Origin of the sequence: Pseudoalteromonas sp. US3C1004, from assembly GCF_048401065.1 — a bacterium.
Taxonomy (GTDB): domain Bacteria; phylum Pseudomonadota; class Gammaproteobacteria; order Enterobacterales; family Alteromonadaceae; genus Pseudoalteromonas; species Pseudoalteromonas undina.
Window position 1 is genome coordinate 2933626 of sequence record NZ_CP183073.1, and the last position, 23576, is coordinate 2957201.

Annotated in this window: 24 protein-coding genes; 8 read left to right on the forward strand and 16 right to left on the reverse strand. The window is 40.6% G+C overall.

The genetic code is table 11. From position 1 onward, the window contains the following. Nucleotides 1-8 precede the first annotated feature (8 nt). The 8 genes from rplR to ACNSN3_RS13730 all read right to left on the reverse strand — a co-directional run bounded on the left by rplR (nucleotide 9) and on the right by ACNSN3_RS13730 (nucleotide 5107). Nucleotides 9-359, reverse strand: a complete 351-nt coding sequence (gene rplR / locus ACNSN3_RS13695) for a 50S ribosomal protein L18 (RefSeq protein ID WP_008115388.1) — start codon at nucleotides 357-359, stop codon at nucleotides 9-11. A 9-nt stretch (nucleotides 360-368) separates the two neighbouring features. Then, a complete protein-coding gene (gene rplF, locus ACNSN3_RS13700; RefSeq protein WP_006794247.1) occupies nucleotides 369-902 on the reverse strand; it encodes a 50S ribosomal protein L6 in 534 nt (177 codons plus the stop codon). A gap of 13 nt (nucleotides 903-915) precedes the next feature. Continuing rightward, nucleotides 916-1308, reverse strand: coding sequence for a 30S ribosomal protein S8 (rpsH, locus tag ACNSN3_RS13705; RefSeq protein WP_008115392.1), 393 nt, complete (start codon nucleotides 1306-1308; stop codon nucleotides 916-918). Nucleotides 1309-1329: 21 nt separating this feature from the next. After that, the gene (gene rpsN, locus ACNSN3_RS13710) at nucleotides 1330-1635 is read right to left on the reverse strand and encodes a 30S ribosomal protein S14 (RefSeq protein WP_006794245.1); all 306 of its coding nucleotides are present in this window, start codon (nucleotides 1633-1635) and stop codon (nucleotides 1330-1332) included. Between the two features lie 10 nt (nucleotides 1636-1645). Next, a complete protein-coding gene (rplE, locus tag ACNSN3_RS13715) occupies nucleotides 1646-2185 on the reverse strand; it encodes a 50S ribosomal protein L5 (RefSeq protein ID WP_010392500.1) in 540 nt (179 codons plus the stop codon). A gap of 16 nt (nucleotides 2186-2201) precedes the next feature. Then, on the reverse strand, nucleotides 2202-2516 hold the full coding sequence (gene rplX / locus ACNSN3_RS13720) for a 50S ribosomal protein L24 (RefSeq protein ID WP_004589210.1): 315 nt from the start codon (nucleotides 2514-2516) through the stop codon (nucleotides 2202-2204). A 10-nt stretch (nucleotides 2517-2526) separates the two neighbouring features. Next, nucleotides 2527-2895 (reverse strand): 50S ribosomal protein L14, encoded by a 369-nt coding sequence (gene rplN, locus ACNSN3_RS13725; protein ID WP_008115397.1) that lies wholly within the window; start codon nucleotides 2893-2895, stop codon nucleotides 2527-2529. Nucleotides 2896-3169: 274 nt separating this feature from the next. Next, a complete protein-coding gene (locus tag ACNSN3_RS13730) occupies nucleotides 3170-5107 on the reverse strand; it encodes an AsmA family protein (RefSeq protein WP_418607753.1) in 1938 nt (645 codons plus the stop codon). 236 nt (nucleotides 5108-5343) lie between these two features. Between ACNSN3_RS13730 and ACNSN3_RS13735 the strand changes: the two genes are divergently transcribed. The 4 genes from ACNSN3_RS13735 (at nucleotide 5344) to ACNSN3_RS13750 (ending at nucleotide 8261) form a co-directional block, all read left to right on the forward strand. Then, nucleotides 5344-5769, forward strand: a complete 426-nt coding sequence (locus ACNSN3_RS13735; RefSeq protein WP_418607755.1) for a hypothetical protein — start codon at nucleotides 5344-5346, stop codon at nucleotides 5767-5769. Nucleotides 5770-5777: 8 nt separating this feature from the next. Next, on the forward strand, nucleotides 5778-5978 hold the full coding sequence (locus ACNSN3_RS13740) for a helix-turn-helix transcriptional regulator (RefSeq protein WP_010392491.1): 201 nt from the start codon (nucleotides 5778-5780) through the stop codon (nucleotides 5976-5978). Between the two features lie 149 nt (nucleotides 5979-6127). Beyond that, entirely contained in the window at nucleotides 6128-7291 is a 1164-nt protein-coding gene (locus tag ACNSN3_RS13745; protein ID WP_418607756.1) for a hypothetical protein, read from the forward strand. A 292-nt stretch (nucleotides 7292-7583) separates the two neighbouring features. After that, on the forward strand, nucleotides 7584-8261 hold the full coding sequence (locus ACNSN3_RS13750) for a TorF family putative porin (RefSeq protein WP_418607758.1): 678 nt from the start codon (nucleotides 7584-7586) through the stop codon (nucleotides 8259-8261). A gap of 294 nt (nucleotides 8262-8555) precedes the next feature. Here ACNSN3_RS13750 and ACNSN3_RS13755 read toward each other — a convergent pair whose 3' ends face one another. Both ACNSN3_RS13755 and ACNSN3_RS13760 read right to left on the reverse strand, forming a co-directional pair. After that, a complete protein-coding gene (locus ACNSN3_RS13755; RefSeq protein ID WP_054202854.1) occupies nucleotides 8556-12134 on the reverse strand; it encodes an ABC transporter permease/M1 family aminopeptidase in 3579 nt (1192 codons plus the stop codon). Nucleotides 12135-12143: 9 nt separating this feature from the next. Further along, entirely contained in the window at nucleotides 12144-13025 is an 882-nt protein-coding gene (locus ACNSN3_RS13760; protein ID WP_010392484.1) for an ABC transporter ATP-binding protein, read from the reverse strand. Between the two features lie 189 nt (nucleotides 13026-13214). Here ACNSN3_RS13760 and ACNSN3_RS13765 point away from each other — a divergent pair, with 189 nt between their 5' ends. After that, the gene (locus tag ACNSN3_RS13765) at nucleotides 13215-13892 is read left to right on the forward strand and encodes a nitroreductase family protein (protein WP_138594046.1); all 678 of its coding nucleotides are present in this window, start codon (nucleotides 13215-13217) and stop codon (nucleotides 13890-13892) included. Nucleotides 13893-13904: 12 nt separating this feature from the next. Here ACNSN3_RS13765 and ACNSN3_RS13770 read toward each other — a convergent pair whose 3' ends face one another. The 3 genes from ACNSN3_RS13770 to ACNSN3_RS13780 are packed head-to-tail and all read right to left on the reverse strand — an operon-like array spanning nucleotide 13905 to nucleotide 18545. After that, nucleotides 13905-14972: an efflux RND transporter periplasmic adaptor subunit gene (locus tag ACNSN3_RS13770; RefSeq protein WP_418607761.1), complete on the reverse strand. Its 1068-nt coding sequence runs from the start codon at nucleotides 14970-14972 to the stop codon at nucleotides 13905-13907. Beyond that, the gene (locus ACNSN3_RS13775) at nucleotides 14962-18237 is read right to left on the reverse strand and encodes an efflux RND transporter permease subunit (protein ID WP_418607763.1); all 3276 of its coding nucleotides are present in this window, start codon (nucleotides 18235-18237) and stop codon (nucleotides 14962-14964) included. Before ACNSN3_RS13775 ends, ACNSN3_RS13770 begins: the two co-directional genes overlap by 11 nt. A gap of 5 nt (nucleotides 18238-18242) precedes the next feature. Then, the gene (locus ACNSN3_RS13780) at nucleotides 18243-18545 is read right to left on the reverse strand and encodes an ArsR/SmtB family transcription factor (protein ID WP_010392476.1); all 303 of its coding nucleotides are present in this window, start codon (nucleotides 18543-18545) and stop codon (nucleotides 18243-18245) included. 129 nt (nucleotides 18546-18674) lie between these two features. On the opposite strand from ACNSN3_RS13780, the gene ACNSN3_RS13785 reads away from it, so the two are divergent. From ACNSN3_RS13785 to ACNSN3_RS13795, 3 genes are all read left to right on the forward strand, one after another. After that, entirely contained in the window at nucleotides 18675-18863 is a 189-nt protein-coding gene (locus tag ACNSN3_RS13785) for a YgaP family membrane protein (RefSeq protein WP_010392474.1), read from the forward strand. 5 nt (nucleotides 18864-18868) lie between these two features. After that, on the forward strand, nucleotides 18869-19213 hold the full coding sequence (locus ACNSN3_RS13790) for a rhodanese-like domain-containing protein (RefSeq protein WP_418607766.1): 345 nt from the start codon (nucleotides 18869-18871) through the stop codon (nucleotides 19211-19213). 78 nt (nucleotides 19214-19291) lie between these two features. Continuing rightward, the gene (locus ACNSN3_RS13795) at nucleotides 19292-21070 is read left to right on the forward strand and encodes an alkaline phosphatase D family protein (RefSeq protein ID WP_418607768.1); all 1779 of its coding nucleotides are present in this window, start codon (nucleotides 19292-19294) and stop codon (nucleotides 21068-21070) included. A 99-nt stretch (nucleotides 21071-21169) separates the two neighbouring features. On the opposite strand, the gene ACNSN3_RS13800 is transcribed toward ACNSN3_RS13795, so the two are convergent. From ACNSN3_RS13800 to ACNSN3_RS13810, 3 genes are all read right to left on the reverse strand, one after another. Continuing rightward, nucleotides 21170-22084, reverse strand: a complete 915-nt coding sequence (locus tag ACNSN3_RS13800; RefSeq protein WP_138594040.1) for a DMT family transporter — start codon at nucleotides 22082-22084, stop codon at nucleotides 21170-21172. 533 nt (nucleotides 22085-22617) lie between these two features. Beyond that, the gene (locus ACNSN3_RS13805; RefSeq protein ID WP_418607770.1) at nucleotides 22618-22902 is read right to left on the reverse strand and encodes a hypothetical protein; all 285 of its coding nucleotides are present in this window, start codon (nucleotides 22900-22902) and stop codon (nucleotides 22618-22620) included. Between the two features lie 79 nt (nucleotides 22903-22981). Beyond that, on the reverse strand, nucleotides 22982-23524 hold the full coding sequence (locus ACNSN3_RS13810; protein WP_418607773.1) for a PH domain-containing protein: 543 nt from the start codon (nucleotides 23522-23524) through the stop codon (nucleotides 22982-22984). Between the last annotated feature and the right edge of the window lie 52 nt (nucleotides 23525-23576).

The following is a 23576-nucleotide window of genomic DNA, read 5'->3' on the forward strand; positions in this document are numbered from 1 at the left end:
GTCTACTCCTAGAATTGCAAACCGGCTTCACGCGCAGCATCAGCTAGCGCCTTCACACGGCCGTGATATTTAAAGCCACTGCGATCAAAAGCAATCTTTTCGATGCCTTTGTCAGCCGCACGTTCAGCAACCGCTTTACCAACTGCTTGTGCAGCTGCAACGTTGCCTGTGCCTTTAACTGTTTCGCTAATAGCTTTCTCAACAGTAGAAGCAGCAGCCAGTACATTACCCTCAGCGTTTACAACTTGAGCGTAAATGTGACGTGGCGTGCGGTGGATAACAAGACGCGTTGTGCCTTGTTCAATATAATTTCTACGAGTGCGTTTAGCACGACGTAGACGAGCTGTTTTTTTATCCATCGTCTTACCTTACTTCTTCTTAGCCTCTTTACGGCGTACATTCTCATCTGAATAACGAACACCTTTACCTTTATAAGGCTCAGGTTTACGGTATGCACGAATGTTAGCAGCTGTTTGACCAACTAACTGCTTGTCTACGCCCTTAACTAGAACTTCTGTTTGGCTTGGAGTTTCAATCGTAATTCCTTCAGGAACTGCGAAATTAACTGGGTGCGAGAAACCAAGAGTTAAGTCTAAAACTTTGCCCTTAGCTGCAGCACGGTAACCAACACCTACTAACTGAAGTTTCTTCTCGTAACCTTCATGCGTACCAACAACCATGTTGTTGATTAGAGCGCGAGCAGTACCTGCTTGTGCCCATGCATTGGCTACGCCTTCACGAGGTAAAGTTGTAATAACGTTGTCGTTAACTTGTACTTCAACTGCATCGTTGATTGTACGAGTAAGTTCACCGTTTTTGCCTTTAACTGTGATTTCCTGGCCTTTTAATGTAACTTCTACACCGGCAGGAACGTTTATTGGTGCCTTTGCTATGCGAGACATAGTTCCCCTCCGATTAAGCTACAAAACCAATGATTTCACCACCAACGCCTGCACTACGTGCTGCGCGGTCTGTCATTAGGCCTTTAGAAGTTGATACGATAGCGATACCTAAACCACCCATTACCTTCGGTAATTCGTCACGTCTCTTATAGATACGTAGACCAGGGCGACTTACACGCTGGATATTTTCAATAACAGCTTTGCCTTCGAAGTACTTTAACTCGATAGAAAGCTCAGGTTTAACATCACCACTTACTGCGAAGTCTGCGATGTAACCTTCATTTTTTAATACATTAGCTACTGCTACTTTCAGTTTCGAATTAGGCATCGTTACAGATACTTTCTTCGCTGACTGACCGTTACGGATTCGTGTAAATAAATCCGCGATAGGATCTTGCAAGCTCATAGTCTTACTCCCATGATTCTATTACCAGCTAGCCTTTTTAAGGCCAGGAATTTCACCGCGCATAGCTGCTTCGCGAACTTTAATACGGCTCATGCCGAATTTGCGAAGGAAACCATGTGGGCGGCCCGTAATGTTACAACGATTACGTTGACGTGCAGGGCTAGAATCACGAGGTAAAGCTTGTAGCTTAAGTACCGCGTCCCAACGATCATCTTCAGATGTATTAACATCACTGATGATAGCTTTTAGTGCTGCACGCTTTTCAGCGTACTGAGCAACTAGTTTAGTGCGCTTTGCTTCGCGCGCTTTCATAGAATTCTTTGCCATAACCCTACCCTTATTTCTTGAATGGGAAGTTAAACGCTTCTAACAACGCACGGCCTTCCTCATCTGATTTCGCAGATGTAGTGATTGTGATATCCATACCGCGTACACGGTCTACTTTATCATAATCAATTTCTGGGAAGATGATTTGTTCACGTACGCCCATGCTGTAGTTACCACGTCCATCAAAAGACTTAGCACTTACACCACGGAAGTCACGGATACGTGGGATAGCGATTGAAACCAAACGCTCAAAAAAGTCCCACATACGCTCGCCGCGTAGGGTTACTTTACAACCAATCGGGTAACCTTCACGCACTTTGAAGCCAGCAACAGATTTGCGTGCTTTAGTGATTAAAGGTTTCTGACCAGAGATAGCTTCTAGATCCGCAACAGCGTTATCTAAAATCTTCTTGTCAGCTAAGGCTTCGCCCACACCCATATTTAATGTGATCTTCTCGATCTGAGGGACTTGCATGACAGAGCTGAAACCAAACTTCTCTTGAAGTTCAGCAACTACTTTGTCTTTATATACTTCATGCAGTTTCGCCATCATTCTACTCCAACTATTAGATAGTTTTACCAGTAGATTTAAAGATACGTAATTTCTTACCATCTTCAATCTTGAAACCTACACGATCTGCTTTGCTCGTTTCCGAGTTGTAGATCGCAACGTTTGATACGTCGATAGACGCTTCTTTCTCAACAATACCGCCAGCTTGGTTCAACTGTGGAACCGGCTTTTGGTGTTTCTTGATTAAGTTAATGCCTTCGACAAATACTCGACCAGACTCGGTTACAACTGAAAGCACTTTGCCGCGCTTACCTTTGTCTTTACCTGCTAGTACGATTACTTCGTCATCACGACGGATTTTTGCTGCCATGATAGACTCCTTACAGTACTTCTGGGGCTAGTGAAACGATTTTCATGAACTTTTCATTACGAAGTTCGCGAGTCACAGGGCCGAAAATACGAGTACCAATAGGCTGCAAGTTATCATTTAAGATAACAGCCGCATTGCTGTCGAAACGGATCAATGAACCGTCTGGACGACGAACGCCTTTTTTGGTACGCACAACTACCGCGTTTTTAACATCACCTTTCTTCACTTTACCGCGAGGAATCGCTTCTTTTACAGAAACTTTAATGATATCGCCAATCGCTGCATAGCGACGGTGTGAACCACCAAGGACTTTTATACACTGCACTTTGCGAGCGCCGCTGTTATCAGCAACTTCCAGCTGAGTTTGCATTTGGATCATGTTAATGACCTCCGGTGTAGTAATTACAACTTGTCTTAAATTTGTTTAAAATCAAGACATTTCGATTGAATTCCACTCAAAAAACATACTAGATGTCTCTTAAGGGCGGGCAATTGTATCAGCATTGAGGGGGGAGTGGTAGGTTATTTTTTAATTAATTTAATGCAGAGGCTAAATTAGAAACTGGTTATTTATGCTATCTATCTAAATTACAGGTGGTTATAAAACAAACAAGGCACCTTTACGGTGCCTTGTTTTATATCAGTAATTAAAATTAGCCAAACAAACCTTTTAATTTGTCTTTAATTTTGTCTTTAGCTTTTTCTTTTGCTTCATCTTTAACCGCACTGCCTATATCTAATTTTATACCAACATCATGGAATGGGCCTTTTATTCTCAGAGGAATTTTAAAGCCAGTGCTATCATCGGTAGTACCTTGACCTTCAATAGAATCTACTAAACCTGTTACTAGGCGGTAATTAACCAGAGTTTGCGGCAAATCAACGTCTCCTTCACCTGAAATGCGTATTAAAGGGCTGATCAACGATAAATCAGTATTTTTGCCTACGCCATTGGTAAAGTTAAAACTACCCGAAAGCGCAGAGAAATCAGTTTTCTCAGATTCTTCAAATCCTGTATCTAGTCCCTCAGACACGGCATTAAAGTTGCCTTTAACTAGCTCTTTACCCTTACGCACCATTTCCGCTACGTTCGCCCCTTTAACCGCACCATCTGCGAACTTAAACCCTAATTTACCATTGAGCGCGTTTATAAACGTTTTTTGGCTTTGCCCAGTTGTAGTTAAATTCCAATTTAACGACCCTTTGCCCATTAACTTATCAAAGCCTGCAGCATCGCTAAGTAATGGCTGTGCGTCTATTTTATCTAAATCGAAGTTGGTTGCTATTTTATAAGGGGTATTTTGAGCATTGATAGTCACCACCCCTTTACCTGTTCCTTCATAAGCCGCAAAGCTGTCTAAACTTAATTTAGCAACGCTATTTTTTAGTGCCACAGTAAACTGGTTTGCGCCGAGTTTTATATCGTTCACTTTTAAGCCACTTGAACGGACAATCACATTTGCATCTAATGCATTCAAGCCACTTAAATCAATTTTAGTATCATCCCACACTATTGGCTCTGCAGGCTTAGAGTCGTCTTTTGCAGGGACTTCTTTTTTAGCTACGGTTTCAGGTAAGTAAGGATTTAAATCAAGCATGCCTAAGTCAATATCAGCATTAACAGCTAAGCGACTGCCTAAATTTAACTTACTTTTACCTTTAATCTCGAGTGCATCGAGCGTTGCTACTAATTCAGTTAGGTTAAACTCTTCACCAAGCAAGTGCATTTCGGCATTGATGCTAAAGGCGTTAAACGCATTGTCTTTAGCGTTTAAGTCAACCCCTTGCCAGTTAGCAATATTTTTAACCGAATCACCGTTAAGTGTTAAAAGTCCTTTAATGTCTTGGCCTTGTTTGGCTATGCTGCCATCAAACGTTAAATCTACTAAACGTGAGTTAAGCGTTTGCTTTACATTAAATGTGGCGCCTTCAATCGCTTTTGATGGTGTATTAAGTTTTACATCAAGTTCAAATCGCTCTTGCATATAAGTAATAGCACCGGTTACTTCAAGCTGTTTACGCAGTGAAGGCAGTAATATAGCCAGTTCTAAATCGCTAATTTTTTGTTTAGCACCCGTTTGACCATCTAAATAAGTAAATGACCCGCCATAAATAGCGACTTCACCTAATTGAATATCAAAGCTTTCAGGTAGTTTGACAGCCTCTCCCGCTTGAGTTTGTTGCTCTGGTTGCTTGGCCACTGCATCAAATAACTGCCAGTTTGCTTTGCCGCTTTTATCGGTTTCTAGCAAAATATCAGGCTCATTAATTACAAACTTTTCTAGCTTTAGTTCGCCACCGAGTAATGAAAGCCAAGGAATATGAACAGCAAGTTGCTGCATACTTGCCATATCAGCGCGAGAGCCACTAGGCATATTGGCAAAATGCACATCATTAAGCTCCAGCTTTAATGCAGGAAATACACTGAGGGTTTTATCTCCCTTTATCGTTAATGTGCGCCCAGTTGTTTTTTCTACCTGCTCAGACACTTTATTAAAAATGGTATCAGTAGGAATTAAAAATGGTGCAGCAACAATTAACGCTATACATAACAATAATATGACACCAATAACTTTAAATAAGGTCTTCATGATCATCCTTTCAAACGTGCAAATAATGTTCTTATCATAGCGGGAGTTAGCGCCAAAAGCATTGCCCAATAACTAAAAATCTACTTTCCTACATTCTAACGTGGGTATATGAATTGTAACTGAAACATTTTGATACCTTTAGGTTACAAAAAAACATTGACCAAATGATACCTACAGGTTATATTGATACCTAAAGGTTACAAAATATAAATTAACACTTCCACAGGATGGACTTTATGAAACAACAAGATATTAAAACTGAAGAACAGTTTATGGGTCAAAACATATTTCTTAGTATAAGCACAAGTATTGTTTTTTTACTTCTCAGTGTTAACTCAGTAATAAAACAAGATATTGACGGGCTTTTAACTGTTGGAATGGGCGTTTTATTTTATATAGTTATAATAGCTATTTATATAACTAAAGCAGGCTTTCCATTAAAAATGTATTTTCAATATGCTTATAAAGATGAATTCCTAAATACTATCGACACGAGTGCCTATAAACATTCAATTTTTGCACTTGTTTTTTGCCTGCTTGGTGTTTTTTATAAAGGCGATGCTATTGCTAGTGAGGTTTCGCATGCAGCTATGGCAGTATTCTACTTAGGTATCATGCTCTTGGCATATGGCACTTCATTGTTTTGGCAAAGCCGCGATTAGGAAATAATATGCAAAACCATATAGCTGAATTTCGTAAAGAGGCAGGGCTTTCACAGCAAGAACTAGCCGATGCTATTAATGTTTCACGAAAAACCATTAGCACGGTTGAAACATCTCGTTTTACACCCTCGGTGATCATTGCCTTAAAAATAGCACAGCACTTTAATACCTCAGTTGAACGGCTGTTTTCACTCGATGAACACGATTAATACAGTAATGATGCAATCTTGTGTTAATTAACTTACCAAGATTGCATCCCCTGTATTCTCCGGTATGATGCACGCCCCTGTTGCTGCTGGCTTATTTAAGCTAAAATGAAGCGACTAAAAAGTATATCTAACCGGAGAGTCTACAAGGCATGAAGAAACTGCTAATTTCACCGTCAAAAATGGCATTAGGCGAGCAAGAAAGTCAAATTTATCAAAACATTCTGAAGCAATCTTCAGAGCTAAGCCTAAACCTGATGGCTGTGAAAGTGGAAAACCATCCAGAAGACTTTTTAGGTTGGTGTTACGAGCTATTAAATGCAAGCCGCGACCGTATTAATTACGACTTACTCGAAACCCAACAATTACCATTATTAAAAAAGTTGCATGACCAACTTATTACAGCCATTAGCTTTTTACAGTTAAAAACATTACGGGTAGCACCTTGGCCAGTAGTGAGTATGTTTGTAGAGCAACATAAAGAACTGGTGGCACTTGATGAGCAATTACGTTTAACTGCTTATATTGCAGGTCTGCGTGAAAAGCCGTTAAAAGAGATGATCCCTGAAGACTTACTCGCTTTTAGCGGTAAGCATATGGCATCACTCGATCCGAGTACTTATAACTTTGATGTAGAATGGTTTGCCTCTACCAAAAGCGCCAAAGGTTTTCACCAGATGCTGGCTGACCTGCCAGGTGCCTTCGACGATGCGCTTAGCAACATTCCACTTAAGGGTGATGTAGCGATAGGTGATTACCAACAATTTGTAGTTGCTTACTTGAGTGCATTTAATGGTAGTGATGAAAAACCAACACTGGCACCTGCCACCCGTTTATTAGCAATGCGCCGCCCTGATGTGTTTACTCCAATTAGTAACAGTCGCTTAGATGCACTTTGCTCAGCACTTGGTATCACCAAATTAAATAACCGTGACTTTGAGCGTTACTGGCAAGATGTAGTACAAAGCATTCACGCTATGTCATGGTTTAAAATGGCCAATGCTGGTAATGAACTAGAAACACAGTTGGTGGACATTAAAGCGCTTATACCTTGCTTTTTTTACTATGCAGATACTAATACTGCAGATAACTCTAACTACATTAAGCTACTTAATAAACCTACACGTAGCACTTCTAGCAGCAGTAAAGCGCCACGCCGAGGCAAAGAATCTGCTGAGATTTTAGTGGATCGCGCTCTTGCTGCTGATGATGTTCCAGAGCATATTCGTGCTAAACGTGACTCTATTATTAGCGAAGTACAAAAAGGCCGCGGTGTTAACGAAACAATTACCCTAATGCGTGCCATTTTTGGTTAATTAACCCACAAGAAAAATAAAATAGCCTAGCAGCGCTTTGATGGTGCAGCTAGGCTATTTTTTGCACCAGCAAAGTGAACCTGCTAAATAATTACTTTTCTATCCCTACCTCATATTATTTTCAATACATTGTTTTAAATAATAAAAATAATTTATAAACGAATAAGTTTAATTTGGCACACACAGTGCAAATACCCCATTAGTAACATAATAAAATGCCGCCAAACAAAAGGTTGTAGTCGTTCATAATAAAAAGCCTTGGCGTGCAAAATCATACAATGGGAAATGAGACATGCTAAAACTACAAAAAACAATATTGATCAGTGCATTGGCATTAACAGGAATGACATCAACTACTGCATTTGCTGAAGTAACAGCAAATGCAGCAGCCACTTCAAACTACTTATGGCGCGGACAAGAGCAAACTGGGGGCGATGCAGCTGTATCTGGCGGTATTGATTACGCTAATGAATCTGGCTTTTATGCGGGTACGTGGGCGTCAAATGCGTCTTGGGCCGATGAAATGACCTACGAGCTAGACTTATACGCAGGTTTTGGCGGCGCACTTAATGAAAGCGTGAGTTATGACGTAGGGTATATCTATTATGCCTACCCTGATGCGGCATCAGGTGCAGATGCAGATTTTTCTGAAGTCTACGGTAGCATTAGTGTGCAAGGTTTTACATTTGGTGCAGCCGTACTTGCAACTTCTTCTGCCAATGGTGACGGTACTGATTTTGGTGATTCATTGTATTTAAACGCCGATTACAGCTTTGCTGTTGGTAGCAATGGCACAGAAATGGCGCTACATATAGGTCATTACTCAGGCGATTTCATCGGTGATGACAATATTATTGATTATGGTATTTCGGTGTCTAAAGATGGTTTTACTTTTGGCCTATCAGATAACGACATGGACGGCTCAGATGTAAAAGCTTATGTAGCCTACGCTGTCGACTTTAGCTTATAAAAAGAATGTGTTACTTGCTGCAACACTAAGGGCCGCAAGGCCCTTTCTCGTTTAGAGCGGTTTAAAAATGCTCGTAATCCTCTCTAGGATTAGCTACTAAAGCGCCCTACTATATTACCCGCCTCGGTCAATCAACGACTACCTAGCTGCCGTTAAATATTTCCGCGTTATGCTAACTCGCTTAAATAAGCATTATTGTGTATTGGCATTATATTCTCTGTTTCAAATAAGCTTTTTATACCAATTCGCTAAAACAAAAGGCCGCACGAAATGCGGCCTTTAAATAACTTAGCGTTAAAACTTAGCTAAATTATTTTTATTGTCTTTATCTACAAGCTTAATGTAAGGGTCTATCCCAGCGTACATGGGTTTTTCTTTTACTTTAAGTTCGATGGTGTTTGCACCTGACACTATTTGATGTTTTTGTGAATAAATCACAAAGTCTTCGGCTAGAAGGTTTTCAGGATCATCATTAAATAATGCAATATCAATCATTTCATCAAGTGGTTGTTCGGTTTCTTCACCTTGACCATCGGCACGCTGTTTCGTTGCTTCAACGCTCAGTGTTACCGTGTAAAAACCCTCGCTATCAGTGCTATCTGTAATCGATACCTCTTTCATTTCAAGCTCATAAAGTGTTATATACTTAAACTGATCATCAATAAAGCGTTGCTCTGCTTTTGTTGCATCTCGTTTTAAATAACTGAGTAAATCGAGTGTGGTGGGGTATGGCGTTGATTGGTATTTAAACTCATTCAAAAATGCTTTAAGTGCTGCATTTAAGCGTTTTTCACCTAAGCGATCATATAGCGCCATCATCACAACAGAACCTTTATTGTAGTGAAGATACTGCTGAGCCTGCGTTTTATACAGCGGCATTTCTTCAAACGCTTCCCCTGTACGACCCATTAAGTATTTGTCTAGCTCGTATTTTAAAAACTTACGTAGCTTCTCGGCGCCAAAGCGTTTTTTTAACACCATAAGCGCACTGTATTGGGAGAGCGTTTCTGATATAACGGCACTGCCCTCTACATTAGCCCCTGATACTTGATGTCCCCACCATTGGTGCGCCACTTCATGTGCGGTTACATAATAAGGGAGGTCAACTTTACTCTCATCCCTTAAATCTGTAACAAAACCAATACTTTCTGAGTAAGGCACTGTATTGGCAAAACTTTGCGCAAATGAGCGATATTTTGGAAACTCAATAATACGTAACTGCTTATGCTGATACGGGCCAAATGCTTGGGTATAGTAATCTATCGAGTCTTGTACCGACTCAATCATACGGTCAACATTCCATGCATGATCTTTGTGGTAGTACACTTCAATATTTACACCGTTATGCTCAACCTTTTTGCTTTCAAGTTCAGCCGAAAGCACAGAATAAAAGTTTAAAATAGGGGCATCCATTTCATAAACAAAAGTACGGCGCCCGTCTTTTACACTCTCACTTTTTAAGTAACCAGGTGTAATTGCAAATTGCGACTCATCGGTAGTTACCGTTGCTTTATAGCTTATAAACCCATTATCAGGACCAAACTCATTTTGCGTATAATAGCGGCTGTCTTCTAGTTTATGCGCACGTTCAAGTTCGGGTAAATCGTGCTTACGACGCTCATACTTATCCGCAATTTGAAAATACCTTTGATAACCAAAATTCGGTAATAACTCTCTATTATTTATAAATGTACCGTTATACACCAGCTGAGTATCTGAATACCTATCAACAAAACCGTTATGTTCTCGGGAAACTGAAAGCTCACCTTCGCGTACTTCATTAGGCATTAGCGGTTGTTCAAACTCAAACCATACCATATCAAACTCAGGTAAACGCTCTACTATTTTCCCGCCGGCCATTTTTACATCCCAGCTTTTAGCGTGGTTAGGCTCGTTAATTAACACACGGGCTATTGGCTCGTTAGCGGTATTAGTAAACTTAATTTTTGCAACGGCGGTTAATGCACGCTTTTTAGGGTAAATATCAATGTGTAAATTAACATCGGTTATTACAGGGAGTGGCAAATCTTTGTATTGTGAAAACTCTTGTTCATAGCTTACTTGAAGAGTTTCGTTATCATCACTTGTTACAAACTCGTTGAGCATACGGGTGTTGTGATAAATGTTATAACCTGCTCCCACAAATACCAATAAACTTATAGCGGCAGCAATTTGACCTTTTAAAGACATGTTGTAACGTATTAAAGATAAGCGAGTGCGCAATGTTTGCGACGGGCCGCGATGCCATAAAGCAAACCCAACAATAGCCAAAAATACACTTAATGCGCCCCAATATAAGGTGTACCAATGCGCGCCTTGTAAAAAGTGTCCGTAACCGTTTATATCAGAATACGGTACGCTACTACTTTGCGAAAAGTGATACATGTGATGCTCAAATCCGTAAGCACCCATTACCATTTGGGCAATGTAATACAGAATAAATAACCCCATACCTATATATTTATTAGGGCTAATTATTTGCAAAAAGAACGCCAAAATAGCCATCATAATTAAAGGCAGTAACGTAAGATAACCTAACCTAAATAAGTACTGGCCAAGCTCTAGATTAAATTGCCCCTTAAATAGTTGTACTGCAATGGTAAACATCATACCTACTAAATAAAGACCACAAACCGCAGTGATTAACGCAATAATTTTAGATATCCAAAACACACTGTTATGAACTGGGAAACTGTCAACAATATCGCCCATACCACTGTGGCGCTCCCGCCAAACCAGCTCTGCGCTGTAATAAGCAATAATGATAAACATAAATAAGCTAGAGGTGTTTTGAATGATGCTCACCATATTTTGTGTCAGTGGCCAATCCGTTGTGCCATACGCGCCAATAGGAGCAAAGAGTGGCACAAGCAACATAGTAATACTTACACCGGCTAAAATCATAAAAGGCGCACTTAATATAACCTGCTTAAGTTCAAATAAGCTGCGCATTACTAGTTGCGATTGCGTATTGATCCCTTTTGATTTGTAATTTTTAGCCTTGCTAATAAGTGCTGCTTGTTTATTTTTTACAAACGTAGATACAGCAAATTGTTTTTTTTGTTTTTTAGTTACTACGCGATTACCTAACTTCCCTAGGCCAAAAAACATCGCTAAGCTTATTGCTACCCACAAAATACGGTTAATCAAAAAATCGCCCGAGAGCGTTAACACTTCGGTATTTTTATCACTTACAGTCCAATAACGGGTTAAGTCAATTAACGAACCTGACCCAAATGGATCGGCGTATACAACAATATCTCTAAATGCTAAGTCATCAAAGTAGATGCCCGCTATTTGGTAGGTTATAAAAATCACTACAGCTGTAACATATACCGCCATCATGGTTTTAAAATACACAGCCACACTATTAAAAATAGCCGAAAGTACTAACAAGCTGGGTATTGCTAAATATAAAAAAGGAGCTGTGTAATATATTAACTTATTAGGGCCTACTAGCTCACTATCGAGCCAGCCAACCAATAAACCAAATTGCGATCCAAAAAACACACCCAGCGGCACCGTTAAAAAAACAACTAGCACCACTAAGTAAGCACCAAAAAAACGCCCAGATTGATAAGCAAGAGGGTTAACCGGCTTACTAAACACCAACTCATCCATTTTGCTCTCACTGTTGCGAATAGCTGAGCTGGCAACAAAGTTAACCACTAAAAACATAGCAAGCGTACAAAAGGTAACCGTTAAAACCATAATGGTATAAGGCGAGTTCATATGAACATTAGCCCCGCCTAACGGAAGCTTACTACTAGAGCTTATAAAAAACGCCATAAAAAAGAAGATTAATGACGTCACATAAAACGAAGGTTGGCGCACAAAATAGCGCAGTTCAAACGCAAGCATATTAAAAAACATAGCGCCCCCTTATGCTACTTGGCTGTTACGATGATTAAGCAACGCAGAAAAATACACATCTTCTAGGTTTGCGTTACTCGTTTCAAAGCCTTCGGGTGCTTGCTCTGCTAATACATGTAATATGGTTTGCCCAGCAAATAAGCGTTTTGAAATAACAGGCAGTTGTGATTCAAGCTCTTGCGCTTCTTCTTGGCTCATGGCCTTGCGCCAAATTTGCCCTTGCAGTTTATCGGTAAGGGCAATTGGGTTACCCTCTAATAGTATTTTACCGCCAGCCAGTACAGCCATGTTTGGGCAAAGCTCTGCTACATCTTCAACAATGTGGGTCGATAATATAACTACTTTTTGCTCGCCTAAGCTTACTAACAAGTTATGAAAACGATTTCGCTCCTCAGGATCTAAACCTGCAGTTGGCTCATCAACAATTAGTAAATCAGGGTCGCCCAATAATGCTTGTGCAATACCAAAACGCTGGCGCATACCCCCCGAAAAACCACTAACGGCTTTTGAGCGATGTTGATATAAATTAGTATGTGCAAGCAAGCCTTCCACCGACTCTTTACGTTCTGCTTTGTTGTGAATACCTTTTAAAACAGCCATATGATCGAGTAAATCGTAAGCGTTAACACGCGGATATACACCAAAATCTTGTGGTAAATAGCCTAAACGCTGACGCAATGCTTGTGGGTCTTTAAACACATCAATGCCATCAAAAGTAATAGAGCCCTGATCAGCTGACTGCAATGTAGAAATAGTTCGCATTAACGACGATTTACCCGCACCATTTGGCCCAAGTAATCCGAACATACCTTTACCAATTGATAAATCAACACCTTGAAGTGCATGTACGCCGTTGTCGTAGGTTTTTGATAACCCTGTTATTGATAGCATTTTTTACTTCCTTGAATTGTAAGTATTATTTTTATGCTGCTTTATACCACATTAAAAACAGGAACATAAGTTAGTAACTAGTTAACTTTGTAACAATAAATAAACAGAAATTCATTCTAATAACACTTGCTTAGAAATGAGCCTCTCGGTATAAAAACAAAACACTCTAAAAATAAGAAGCGAACAGCCATGCAAGATCACAAAAGCCAACCATTAACCGATTTTATAGAATACCCGCCAGAGGCAATGCTCTCGCGCGCAAAGGAGTTTTTACAAACGAGCCAGCGCCGTCATAGTATTCGCAGCTTTAGTAACCGCCAGGTGCCAAAAGAAATCATCGAAACCTGCATTAAAGCAGCAGGTACAGCACCTAGTGGTGCAAACCATCAGCCTTGGCATTTTGTAGCCATTAATAGTAGTGATGTTAAAAAGCAAATACGAGAGGCCGCTGAAAAACTAGAGCGCTCTTTTTATGAAGGTCGCGCAGGCGAAGAATGGCTTGATGCATTGAAACCATTAGGTACCGATGCTAATAAACCCTATTTAGAGCACGCACCATGGTTGATTGCAGTGTTTAGTCAAAAAAAGGGGGGTGTAAATACGGACGATAAAAACACTAATTACTATGTACATGAATCGGTAGGGCTGGCCACTGGTTTTTTAATTCAAGCACTACACCGAGCAGGCCTTGCAACCCTGACCCACACCCCAAAACCAATGAGCTTTTTAACCGATATTTGTGGCCGTGATAAAGACAACGAACGTCCTTATATGCTATTAATTGCAGGCTACCCCGATGAGCATGCAACGGTGCCTCTGCATGCACTTGATAAAAAATCGCTGGATGAAATAGCCACATTTATTTAACCCGAACTCTGGTTATTTAGTTATTGGTTGATAATCCACTGCTATTTTATCGCCAGCTTTAAGGCCCGTAATAACATGTTGCTGATTATCAAACTGCTCACCTAAGCGTACAAAGCGACGCTCAATTTTGTCAGCGCTAATGACATACATCATACTGAGCTGTCCAAAATCATGTATCCAACGAGGATCTACCAGTACACCTTGGGTGCTTTTAAACGGTAAATGCAATTGTGCATATAACCCAGGGATCATCCCTGGCTGTGGTTCAATTTCTAGTCGTATAAGTAAGCTACGTGCAGCGTTATCAACAACAGGTATAATTTCACTGATATTGGCAGCTGTTGTCATATCGAGCGAAGGCAAACTCACGTTTAAACGATCGCCTAATTTAAGCTTTACTGCTTGTTGCTCTCGTACATTAAAGGCAAGTTGAAGTTGCTTTGGATTGTAAAGCGTTAACAACGGTATACTAGGTGTGGCTGTATCGCCAGGTTCGGCTAAACGCTCAACAACGACACCAGATATAGGGGCTTTAATTTGCGTGTAGTTAAGTGATACTTGCGCCTGGGCTTGCTGCTGTTTTGCTCCAGCTAAGTTGGCAGTTAAGTTATCAAATTTTGCTTTAGCATCATCAAATTCACTCACTGGTACTAACCCTTTTGCCTGTAAGTCAGTTACTCTAATAAGTTGCTTTTTAGCTTGGTTTAATGAGGCTTGCACCGCATTAATATTTGCCTCACTTTGTGCCAGCATCGCTTTAAAGTCATCTTGCTTTAGGGTGATCAATAAGTCACCTTGACTAACCTTATCACCGGCGCGCACTTTAAATTGCTTTACTTGTGCCATTACATTTGACGAAATTTGGGTGTTTTGTTTCGCAATTACACTCCCTGGTACATACTCTGTTCGCGAAATAGTTTGCAGCTCAACAGTGACCACCTCACCTTGATATTGAGTAACTGGAATCTCTTTTAACCCTGCAGATTGTTTATCACTAAAGCTGCCGGCCATGTATAGCACAGCTACAATAACCACAACCAATGCACTGATTGCGCCTAAAACTTTTGATTTACCCTGCATGTGCTTCTTCCTCTGGGTTTGTAAACACTAAATAGTAAACAAGCGGTACAACAAATAACGAAAATACGGTAGACGCCACGATGCCAAAAATAATTGCTATGGCTAATCCGCTAAATACTGGGTCAAGTGTGATCACTAAGTTACCTAACAAAGTAGTTCCGGCGGTTAATAATACTGGCCGCATTCGTACCGCCCCTGCAGCAATAAGTGCCTCTTTTATTGCCATCCCCTGAGCTCGTGCTTGGTTAATAAATTCGACTAAAATAAGTGAGTTACGAACGACAATACCTGCTAAGGCAATCATGCCTATCATCGCAGTCGCGGTAAATAATACCGGCTCAGGAGCCCCCGCTATGGTGCGTTCACCAAATTGATTGAGTAACCAAAACCCAGGCATAATACCAATCACAGTTAATGGAATAGCCGACATGATAATCAGCGATAAACTCGCCGACTGTGTTTGTACCCGTAAAATAATAAATATAGCACTGAGCGCAAAGGCAAAAGCAATGCCCATATCCCTGAACACATCAATAGTGATACGCCACTCACCTTCACCACTAAAGTTAACATCAGTTCCTTGCGGTAATTGCCATGGCGCGGTTCCACCATTATTAAAAAAGTGCCGTGTTAACCACGCCTTTTTTTCAAATCCTTCATTGCGTGCGTTCAAATCGGCATTTACATCCGCAATAACCTCTGCAGGCGTGCGTCCATTTAGTTCGGCCATCACATAAATAACGTCACGCTGATCTTTACGCATTAGTGTGTCGGCCACGTTTAATGGTTTAAACTCTCCCAGCTCTGAAAGCGACACTAAAGGTCTGGGGGCACTTGTTATACCTAACTCATTACTGGTTTTAGCTAAGTCCCTATCCCCTCTTACTTGCAGTGTAAGTAATTGTGAAAGCTGATTACGCTCGCTATAAGGCAATTGTAATTGTATTGGAACTGGCTGAGTTTCACCGCTTACGTACAACACTCCAACCTGTTGCCCCTGCGAAGCAATACTGAGTGTTTGTGCAATATTTTGGGTAGCAATAGCACTGAGCGCAGCCTTGTTTTTATCTGTAATAAAGCGCTGTAATGGCGCAGGAGCAACCAAAGAGGTATCAACCTCAACAACATGAGGCTCTTGGCGTAAACGTGCTGCAACATGTTGAGCAGCCTGCCTATGGGATTGCTTATCAATAAAGGAATCACGATACACTTCAGCAACTAAAGTACTCAACACCGGTGGCCCAGGTGGTACCTCTACCACTTTAATAACAGTGCCATTTTTTGCTAAAGGAGCAAGTTGTTCGCGTAGCCGCATAACCACCCCATGTGATTGATGCTCTCGTGCTGATTTATCCACCAGCAATACTCTGAGTTCTGCTAAGTTAGTGGCTTCACGGCGATAATAACCACGCACCATGCCATTAAAATCCATACTAGAAGGCTGCCCAATATATGCGGCTATTTCACTGACTTCATTTAACTGCCATGTGAGGGTTTGAATCTGCTTAGTAAATGCAGCCGTGCTCTCTAGACTAGTACCCTCTGGCATATCTATAAGTACTTGCAGCTCATTTTTATTATCAAAAGGCAGGAGTTTTAATGGTACCAAGCGCATCACGGGTAACATGGCGCTGATAATAAACAATCCTAACGTTATCCATAGCACCCATTTAGCTCGCCCTTTTGAGGCCAATAATGGACTGAGTAATCGTTGGTATAAACCCGCTTTAGGCTCAAGCTCAGGTTGTTCTAAGGTGTTTGGTTTAAGCAATTTCATTGCCAGCCAAGGGGTGACAAAAAATGCTACCAAAGTAGATACCATGACACTAATGGGCACGTTAAACGCCATAGGTGCCATGTATGGCCCCATCATGCCGGTAATAAACGCCAGTGGAATAAACGCCACCATAATAGTCAATGTCGACATAAGCAAAGCATTTCGAATTTCGCTCATTGCGCCAACAACATTTTGTTTTTTATCGCCTTTGTTATTTATAAAGCGACTAATATTATCAATACCCGTGATTGGGTCGTCTACCAGTAAGCCTAATGATAAAATAAGCGCAAATAAGGTCACCCGATTAATGGTGTAACCAAATGCAAAATCTAATGAGAGTGTAATGCCATAACAAATAGGAACCGCCAGCCCAACCACTACGGCAGGACGCCAACCTAAAAACACGCCAACAAATATCACCACAGTAAACACTGCAAACACTAAACTTGATGTGAGGTTATTTACTTTTTCATTCGCAGTTTGACCATAATCTCTGAGCACTGTATGGCTAACTTCTGGTGGCAGTAAAGTATTTGCAAGTTCATTCATCATGGTATGAACATCATTTGCAACAGCAACCGCATTAGTCCCTACTTGCTTAGCTACGCTTAAAGTAACCATAGGCAACTGCTGCTGATCAGTTGATTGCGCTAACCATTGGTAATGCTCAGTTTCACTAGGGCCATCGCTGACTGTTGCAATGTCCATCAAGTAAACACTTTTACCATTAACCACATTAACAACTAATTGCTCTACCGCTGATTGTGTTCTTAGTACATCACCTGCCTGAATAGCAATTTTCTGCTGATTATCAACCACACTCCCTACCTGAGTGAGTTGGTTTGATACATTTAATGCGTAAAAAACATCGTTTACCGTGGTTTGATGGGCAGCCAGTGCGCTGGCATTTAAATTGATGGTAAGAGTCCGCGTACGCCCCGAAATTACTTTAACTTCACTGGTATGCTCAATGCGTTGTAAACTATTAGCAATTTCGTTGGCAAAACGAGTTAGTTCATAATCACCATAGAGTTGCGGGTCTTTACTGTAGAGGCCTAACATCACAATAGGCACGTCATCTACTTCTATAGGGCGAATTTGCCAGCTTTTGATCACCGATGCCATTGTATGCTGATAACTATTTAGTTTTGCATAGGTATCTAAAATTGCTTGTTCGCGGTTGTGTCCTACTTCAAAACGCAGCGTAACCACTGTACTGTTAGTTTGTGTGGTTGAGTAAATATGCTCAACTCCCACCAACTGGGCCAGTAACTTTTCGAGCGGTTGAGTTACTAACCTAGCGACTTCAGGCGCCTCAACGTTAGGTGCAGATACATAAATATCGAGCATGGGCACAGTAATTTGTGGCTCTTCTTCTCGAGGTGTCTGTTTTAGTGCAAATACCCCAAGTAACAAAGACATCACAAAAATAATAATCGGAATGCGACCACTTAAACTACTTTTTACCGCATTGTCTATTAAGCTCATCGCACTTAGCCCTTACAGAATAACCCATACAAGGTACCAAGCAGAACGACTGCATTTTCATCAATGACACGATAATAAATTGTTTGGCTCTCGCGGCGCGTAGCCACAATGTTTGCTTTACGCAACGCTGCTAAGTGCTGAGATAACGCAGACTGCGCTAATGGCACGGCTTCATTGAGCTGAGATACGCTCATTTCTGAATCTTGCAAAGAACATAAAATCATCAAGCGATTTTTATTGGCTAAAATTTTTAATAGCTGCTCGGCTTGTTCTACATTGCCGGCCATGGCAGTAAAGTCAATATTCATACTATGCTCTTATTCTAAAATAGAGTCTGAGTATAAGACGTTAGATTAGAAAAGTCTAATATTAGATTTTACTAATATAGATAAACCTAATATAGTGACTGTACTGAACTAAATAACTGGCCTACTATAATGAAGCTAAATAACGCACTCAGACTAATCGCTGGCATAATGATTATTGTGTCACTTTTATTGCAAACTTATCACGATCCTAAGTGGATTTACTTTACAGCTTTTATCGCTGTAAATTTAATTCAATCAGCTTTTACTAGCTGGTGCCCAATGATCACTCTATTACGCAAACTTGGCTTTAAGGAATAAACACCATGCTCACACCTATTCCAGATTTACTAAAAATAATTACTCCTAATCAGCGCCGTATTAATGCCGAACAAGCAAAGAAAGAGCTTGAGCAAAATAAAGGATTGTTGATTGATGTACGAGAACCCGCTGAACATGCCACCAAAGCAGCTATAGGCGCTATAAACATTCCTCGCGGGCTACTTGAAATGAAGCTCATGGAAATAGAAAAAGACGCAGCCCGTCCTATTTATTTACATTGCGCTAGTGGTGCGCGTGCAACATTAAGTGCTGAAGCGCTGACCCGAGTAGGCTACGAAAACGTGACAGTTATTATTTGTAAAGCTGAGCAAATTTGCCAAGTATTTTAATATAACTGGCATCACAACTTCATATAAAAGTCATACTGGTCGGATAAGCTCGTACTTTTGAATTAACGGTACAGAGTAATGACGTTTACACGAAGAAGTTTTTTAAAGGCCTCGGCGGCAGGATTTGGTGTTGCTGTTATATCATTAGGGTTAACAGGTTGTCGGTTTGACGACGATGATGATTTCATTGAGATTAGCTTTGATCATGGCGTTGCCAGTGGCGATCCGCTAGCAGATAGCCTAATTTTATGGACTCGTGTAACACCAAAAGATCCAGCTACCAGCAGCATTAAAGTGCAATGGCAAGCCGCGACAGACGAAGACTTTAGTGCGATTAGTCACGATGGCGAAGCTTATATAAGTGCAGCCACAGACTTTACCCTTAAAGTGGACTTACAAGGTCTAGACGCTAATACCAATTACTACTACCGCTTTATTTCTAATGGCAAAACCTCCCCTATTGGCTCAGGTAAAACATTACCAACAGGCAATATTGATAAAGTAAAGCTGGCCGTTGTGTCGTGCGCTAATTATCCTGCTGGCTTTTTTCATGTTTATGGTGAAATAGCAAAGCAACCTGACTTAGATGCGGTACTCCATTTAGGCGATTACATATACGAATATGGAAATAATGGCTACGCTACTGAAGACGCAAGTAGCTTAGGTCGTTTACTACCTGAAGATAACAGCAATGAAATTATTAGCTTAACTGACTATCGTAAACGCTATGCCCACTACCGCACCGATAGCAACTTACAAGCAGCTCACAGCAATTGCGCCTTTATAACAGTATGGGACGACCATGAGGTTACTAATGACACTTGGCGTGAAGGTGCAGAAAACCATAATGACGGTGAAGGTGAATTTAGCGCGCGTAAACTACATGCCCTACAAGCCTACTTTGAATGGATGCCTATTCGCAATGTTGCCGATAAAGAGCGTATTTATCGCCGTTTTGAATTCGGTGATTTAATCTCTCTTTATATGCTCGACACCCGCGTACTCGCTCGTGATGAACAATTAAGCTACGGTGATTTTGATTTAACCAGCGCACAAGGGCAAAGCGATTTTGTTAGTGCTGTTAGTTCGCCCACACGCGCATTACTCGGTAGTGAACAACTAACCTGGCTCACCGATGGTATGACAACCTCAAGTTCAAAATGGCAAGTACTTGGCCAACAAGTGTTAATGACCAAGATGCACCTGCCGTTTGAAGTACTACAGCTTTTAGTGAGCCTGCAGGTAAGCCAAGCAAATGGTGCTGACACTGGCTCCCTGCTTGCTCAAGCATCAGCATTATTTGCTGAGCTGGCACAAATTAAAGGCCGTATTCTAGCTGGTGATCCAACAGTAACTGATGCAGAGCGTGCGCGTGTTGATACCACCGCACCTTACAATTTAGATGCCTGGGACGGCTATGCTTATGAGCGTGAAGTACTACTTGGTACAGCTATAGCTGCGCAAAAAAACTTAGTGGTGCTAGCCGGCGATACTCATAATGCGTGGGCAGGACAATTAAAAACTGACGCGAGCAACCCAATAGCCGCATCACAAAATGCGGGGGTTGAGTTTGCTACCTCTTCAGTGTCTTCGCCAGGGCTTGAAGAGTACTTAGCACTAAATACACAGGGCCCTGAAGTTACAGCACAAATGGAGCAAGTTCTTGCTTTACTTGTAAACGACTTAGCTTATAGCAATTTAGTCGACCGAGGTTACTTAACAGTGACCTTCAATCAAGAACAAGCAAGCGCTAAGTGGAATTATGTGAACAGCATAAAAACAGCCTCTTACGAAATGCAAACCGAGCGTAGTAAAGAATTACGTATGCTAGCAGGTCAGCCTATAATACAAGGGTAAAGTCTCAATAAGGTATCTAGGAGCTAGGGAAAAGGTTCTAGGTGAAAGATTAAAACAGTCCGGTGGTCAGCTGATCGCCGGACCGTTTACAATACGGCTTTAATCATTGGTAATTTCTTTCATATTCTTAGTATGACTATTCCTCTCAAAGCGCATGAATAAAACATGAGCGAGACTTGATAACACGATCAATACTATGCCTGCGACACCCAATAAAGTTTGAGTTTGCTGAAGAAAAATATAGCCCAAAATACTAGAAAATAGAATTTGTGCATATTCAAGCGGCATTAGCTTAGATAAATCACTTTTATTAAAAGCAAAAAAACGTGCTGCAAGTTTAGTAACAAGAAGCCCACCGTATAACATAATTAATAGAACACTAGTTGTATCTAAAGGTTTCCATACAAAAATAGCTACTGGTAATAGAATAACCGCCGAATAGAGAGGAGCAAAAACCATTTGAGGCACAACTTTCTCTGCATTGCCTATTTTTTTTAAGTTAATATTATAAATGACTAAAATAGCTACCGCTGACAGCGTAAAAATCAATCCTAGATAGAGATTTTGCTGCGTTACTTGGCTCGCCATTAGTTTTGGAGAAAGCAGCATCATCACTCCAGCTAAATTCAAAATAATAGCGATATAGACATAAGCTTTTGGTTTTTCTCTAAAGATAAACACCGACAGAATGGACGTTATAAGTGGCACAAAAAAGTTAATCGCGGTCACTTCCGCTAAACTTAAATATTGCAGAGCATAAAACAAGCATATTGTTGAACTAACACCAAGCAACCCTCTAAATATATGTAACTTCATTTGTTGGGGTTTGATATTTTCCCATTTACCTTTTGAGAATAATGCAATTGCCGCAAAAGCAGCCATAACATTAACTAAAAAGACAACTTGGAATGGGCTGATAGATTTACCTAAAAAACCACCGATTAGTAACATTACACTTAAGATAAATGAATCTGACAACATCCAAATTACTGCGGTTGACTCTTTACTAGCCATTTAACTTCTCTCCATGTATTTGTGTAGCACAGTTATATGCTACAAAATTGCGCCCCATTAGAATTCATCACCTTTGAATCCTATAAAGAGTGTATCCTTTTTAGATAAAACCACCTTAAATTACACCTGCATTAGGTACGTTGCAAAGGATTTAGAGATAATTGAATCTAGTAGCATAAGTCACTTTGGAGGGGTTAAAACAACAGGAACCAATGATAGTTAATGTAATAGCCTTGGATTATCGAATGTAAACTTAAGCCCCCTGTTTAGTGAACACATTGGCATAACAATGTATCCCCCTCTATCAGACTGATGGTCGCGGATACTCGCACACTGCAATATACCAATTGCCAGCTACATGCTCGTACTTGCCATAATCTTTAGTACCGTTACCAAGCACACATAAACCGATTTTCTCCGGGTTCCCAAAAACAAAATATCCCTCTTGTTGCCTATCCTGGTATGAAAAAGTAAATGCTTTTCTAATTAACCAAACACTCCGAAAATATTGAATCCATAGAACATCTATATTCTTACTCAGTAAGCTCATCCAAACTTGAATCAGTCACCTTCACGAATTCTTTACTGCCTTTTTTTATTATTAGTTTATGTGGTAAACGTTCACTACTTTTATCATCAACCCATTGTATAGCTTGAAGCTCCCTTTGCTCTGCAAACAAAATAACATGCTCAAAATTATCCGCGTGCTTTTTGAGAAACTCTTTAGCTTTTGACGCGGGGTTATTAAATATAAAAAATGATAAGCTAACTATGAAAGTGGCCAAAAGCACCGTAAATAAGACTTTAAACTTTGACATTAGAGCCTCCCAGTGAAGTTACTTAACAAATTCCACTCCACGTAAGAGATTAAAATTGAACAAGATTTATAATATTCAACTATTTTCTCTCGTCCAGTAGCGCGACCATCATCTGCTCAATGTTTTTCACGCTGTAAGTGAGTGCGCGAAGTAATTCGACTTGGCTTGGTGGCTCGTCTTGTTTTGCTTGAACGGGTTGTTCTGCAGTAAGGTTATCTTTTTGAGTTAAAATGGCTTCACGAAATTCACTGGCATCAACTACCCCAAGTAACGATACCAACGCACCATGCCCCGACTGCCCTGCTGTTTCAAAACTTAACCGGTATAAGCCAAACATGCGCATTAGCGGCCCCTGACTCAACCCGACATCGGTGATTTTTTCTAGTGGAATCGATTTTTCTTCTTTAAATAAAATACCGCGCTTCACCACTAGCTTGCGCTCTAGTAAATCGGCCGACATAGCGGCTAATACTCGACTTGCGACTAGCCACACTAAAAGTAATACAACGGGTAAAAGCACAATAGTTACAACTGGAAAAAGGCTAAATATTGCAGCTAAACACATCCAGTACTGTTTGACTTTGCTATCAAAAGTAGCACTTTTTAAAATTATATTAGACATCGTTTTATCACTTTTAAATTATAGTTTTTTAAGTTACATTAATTACCAACTG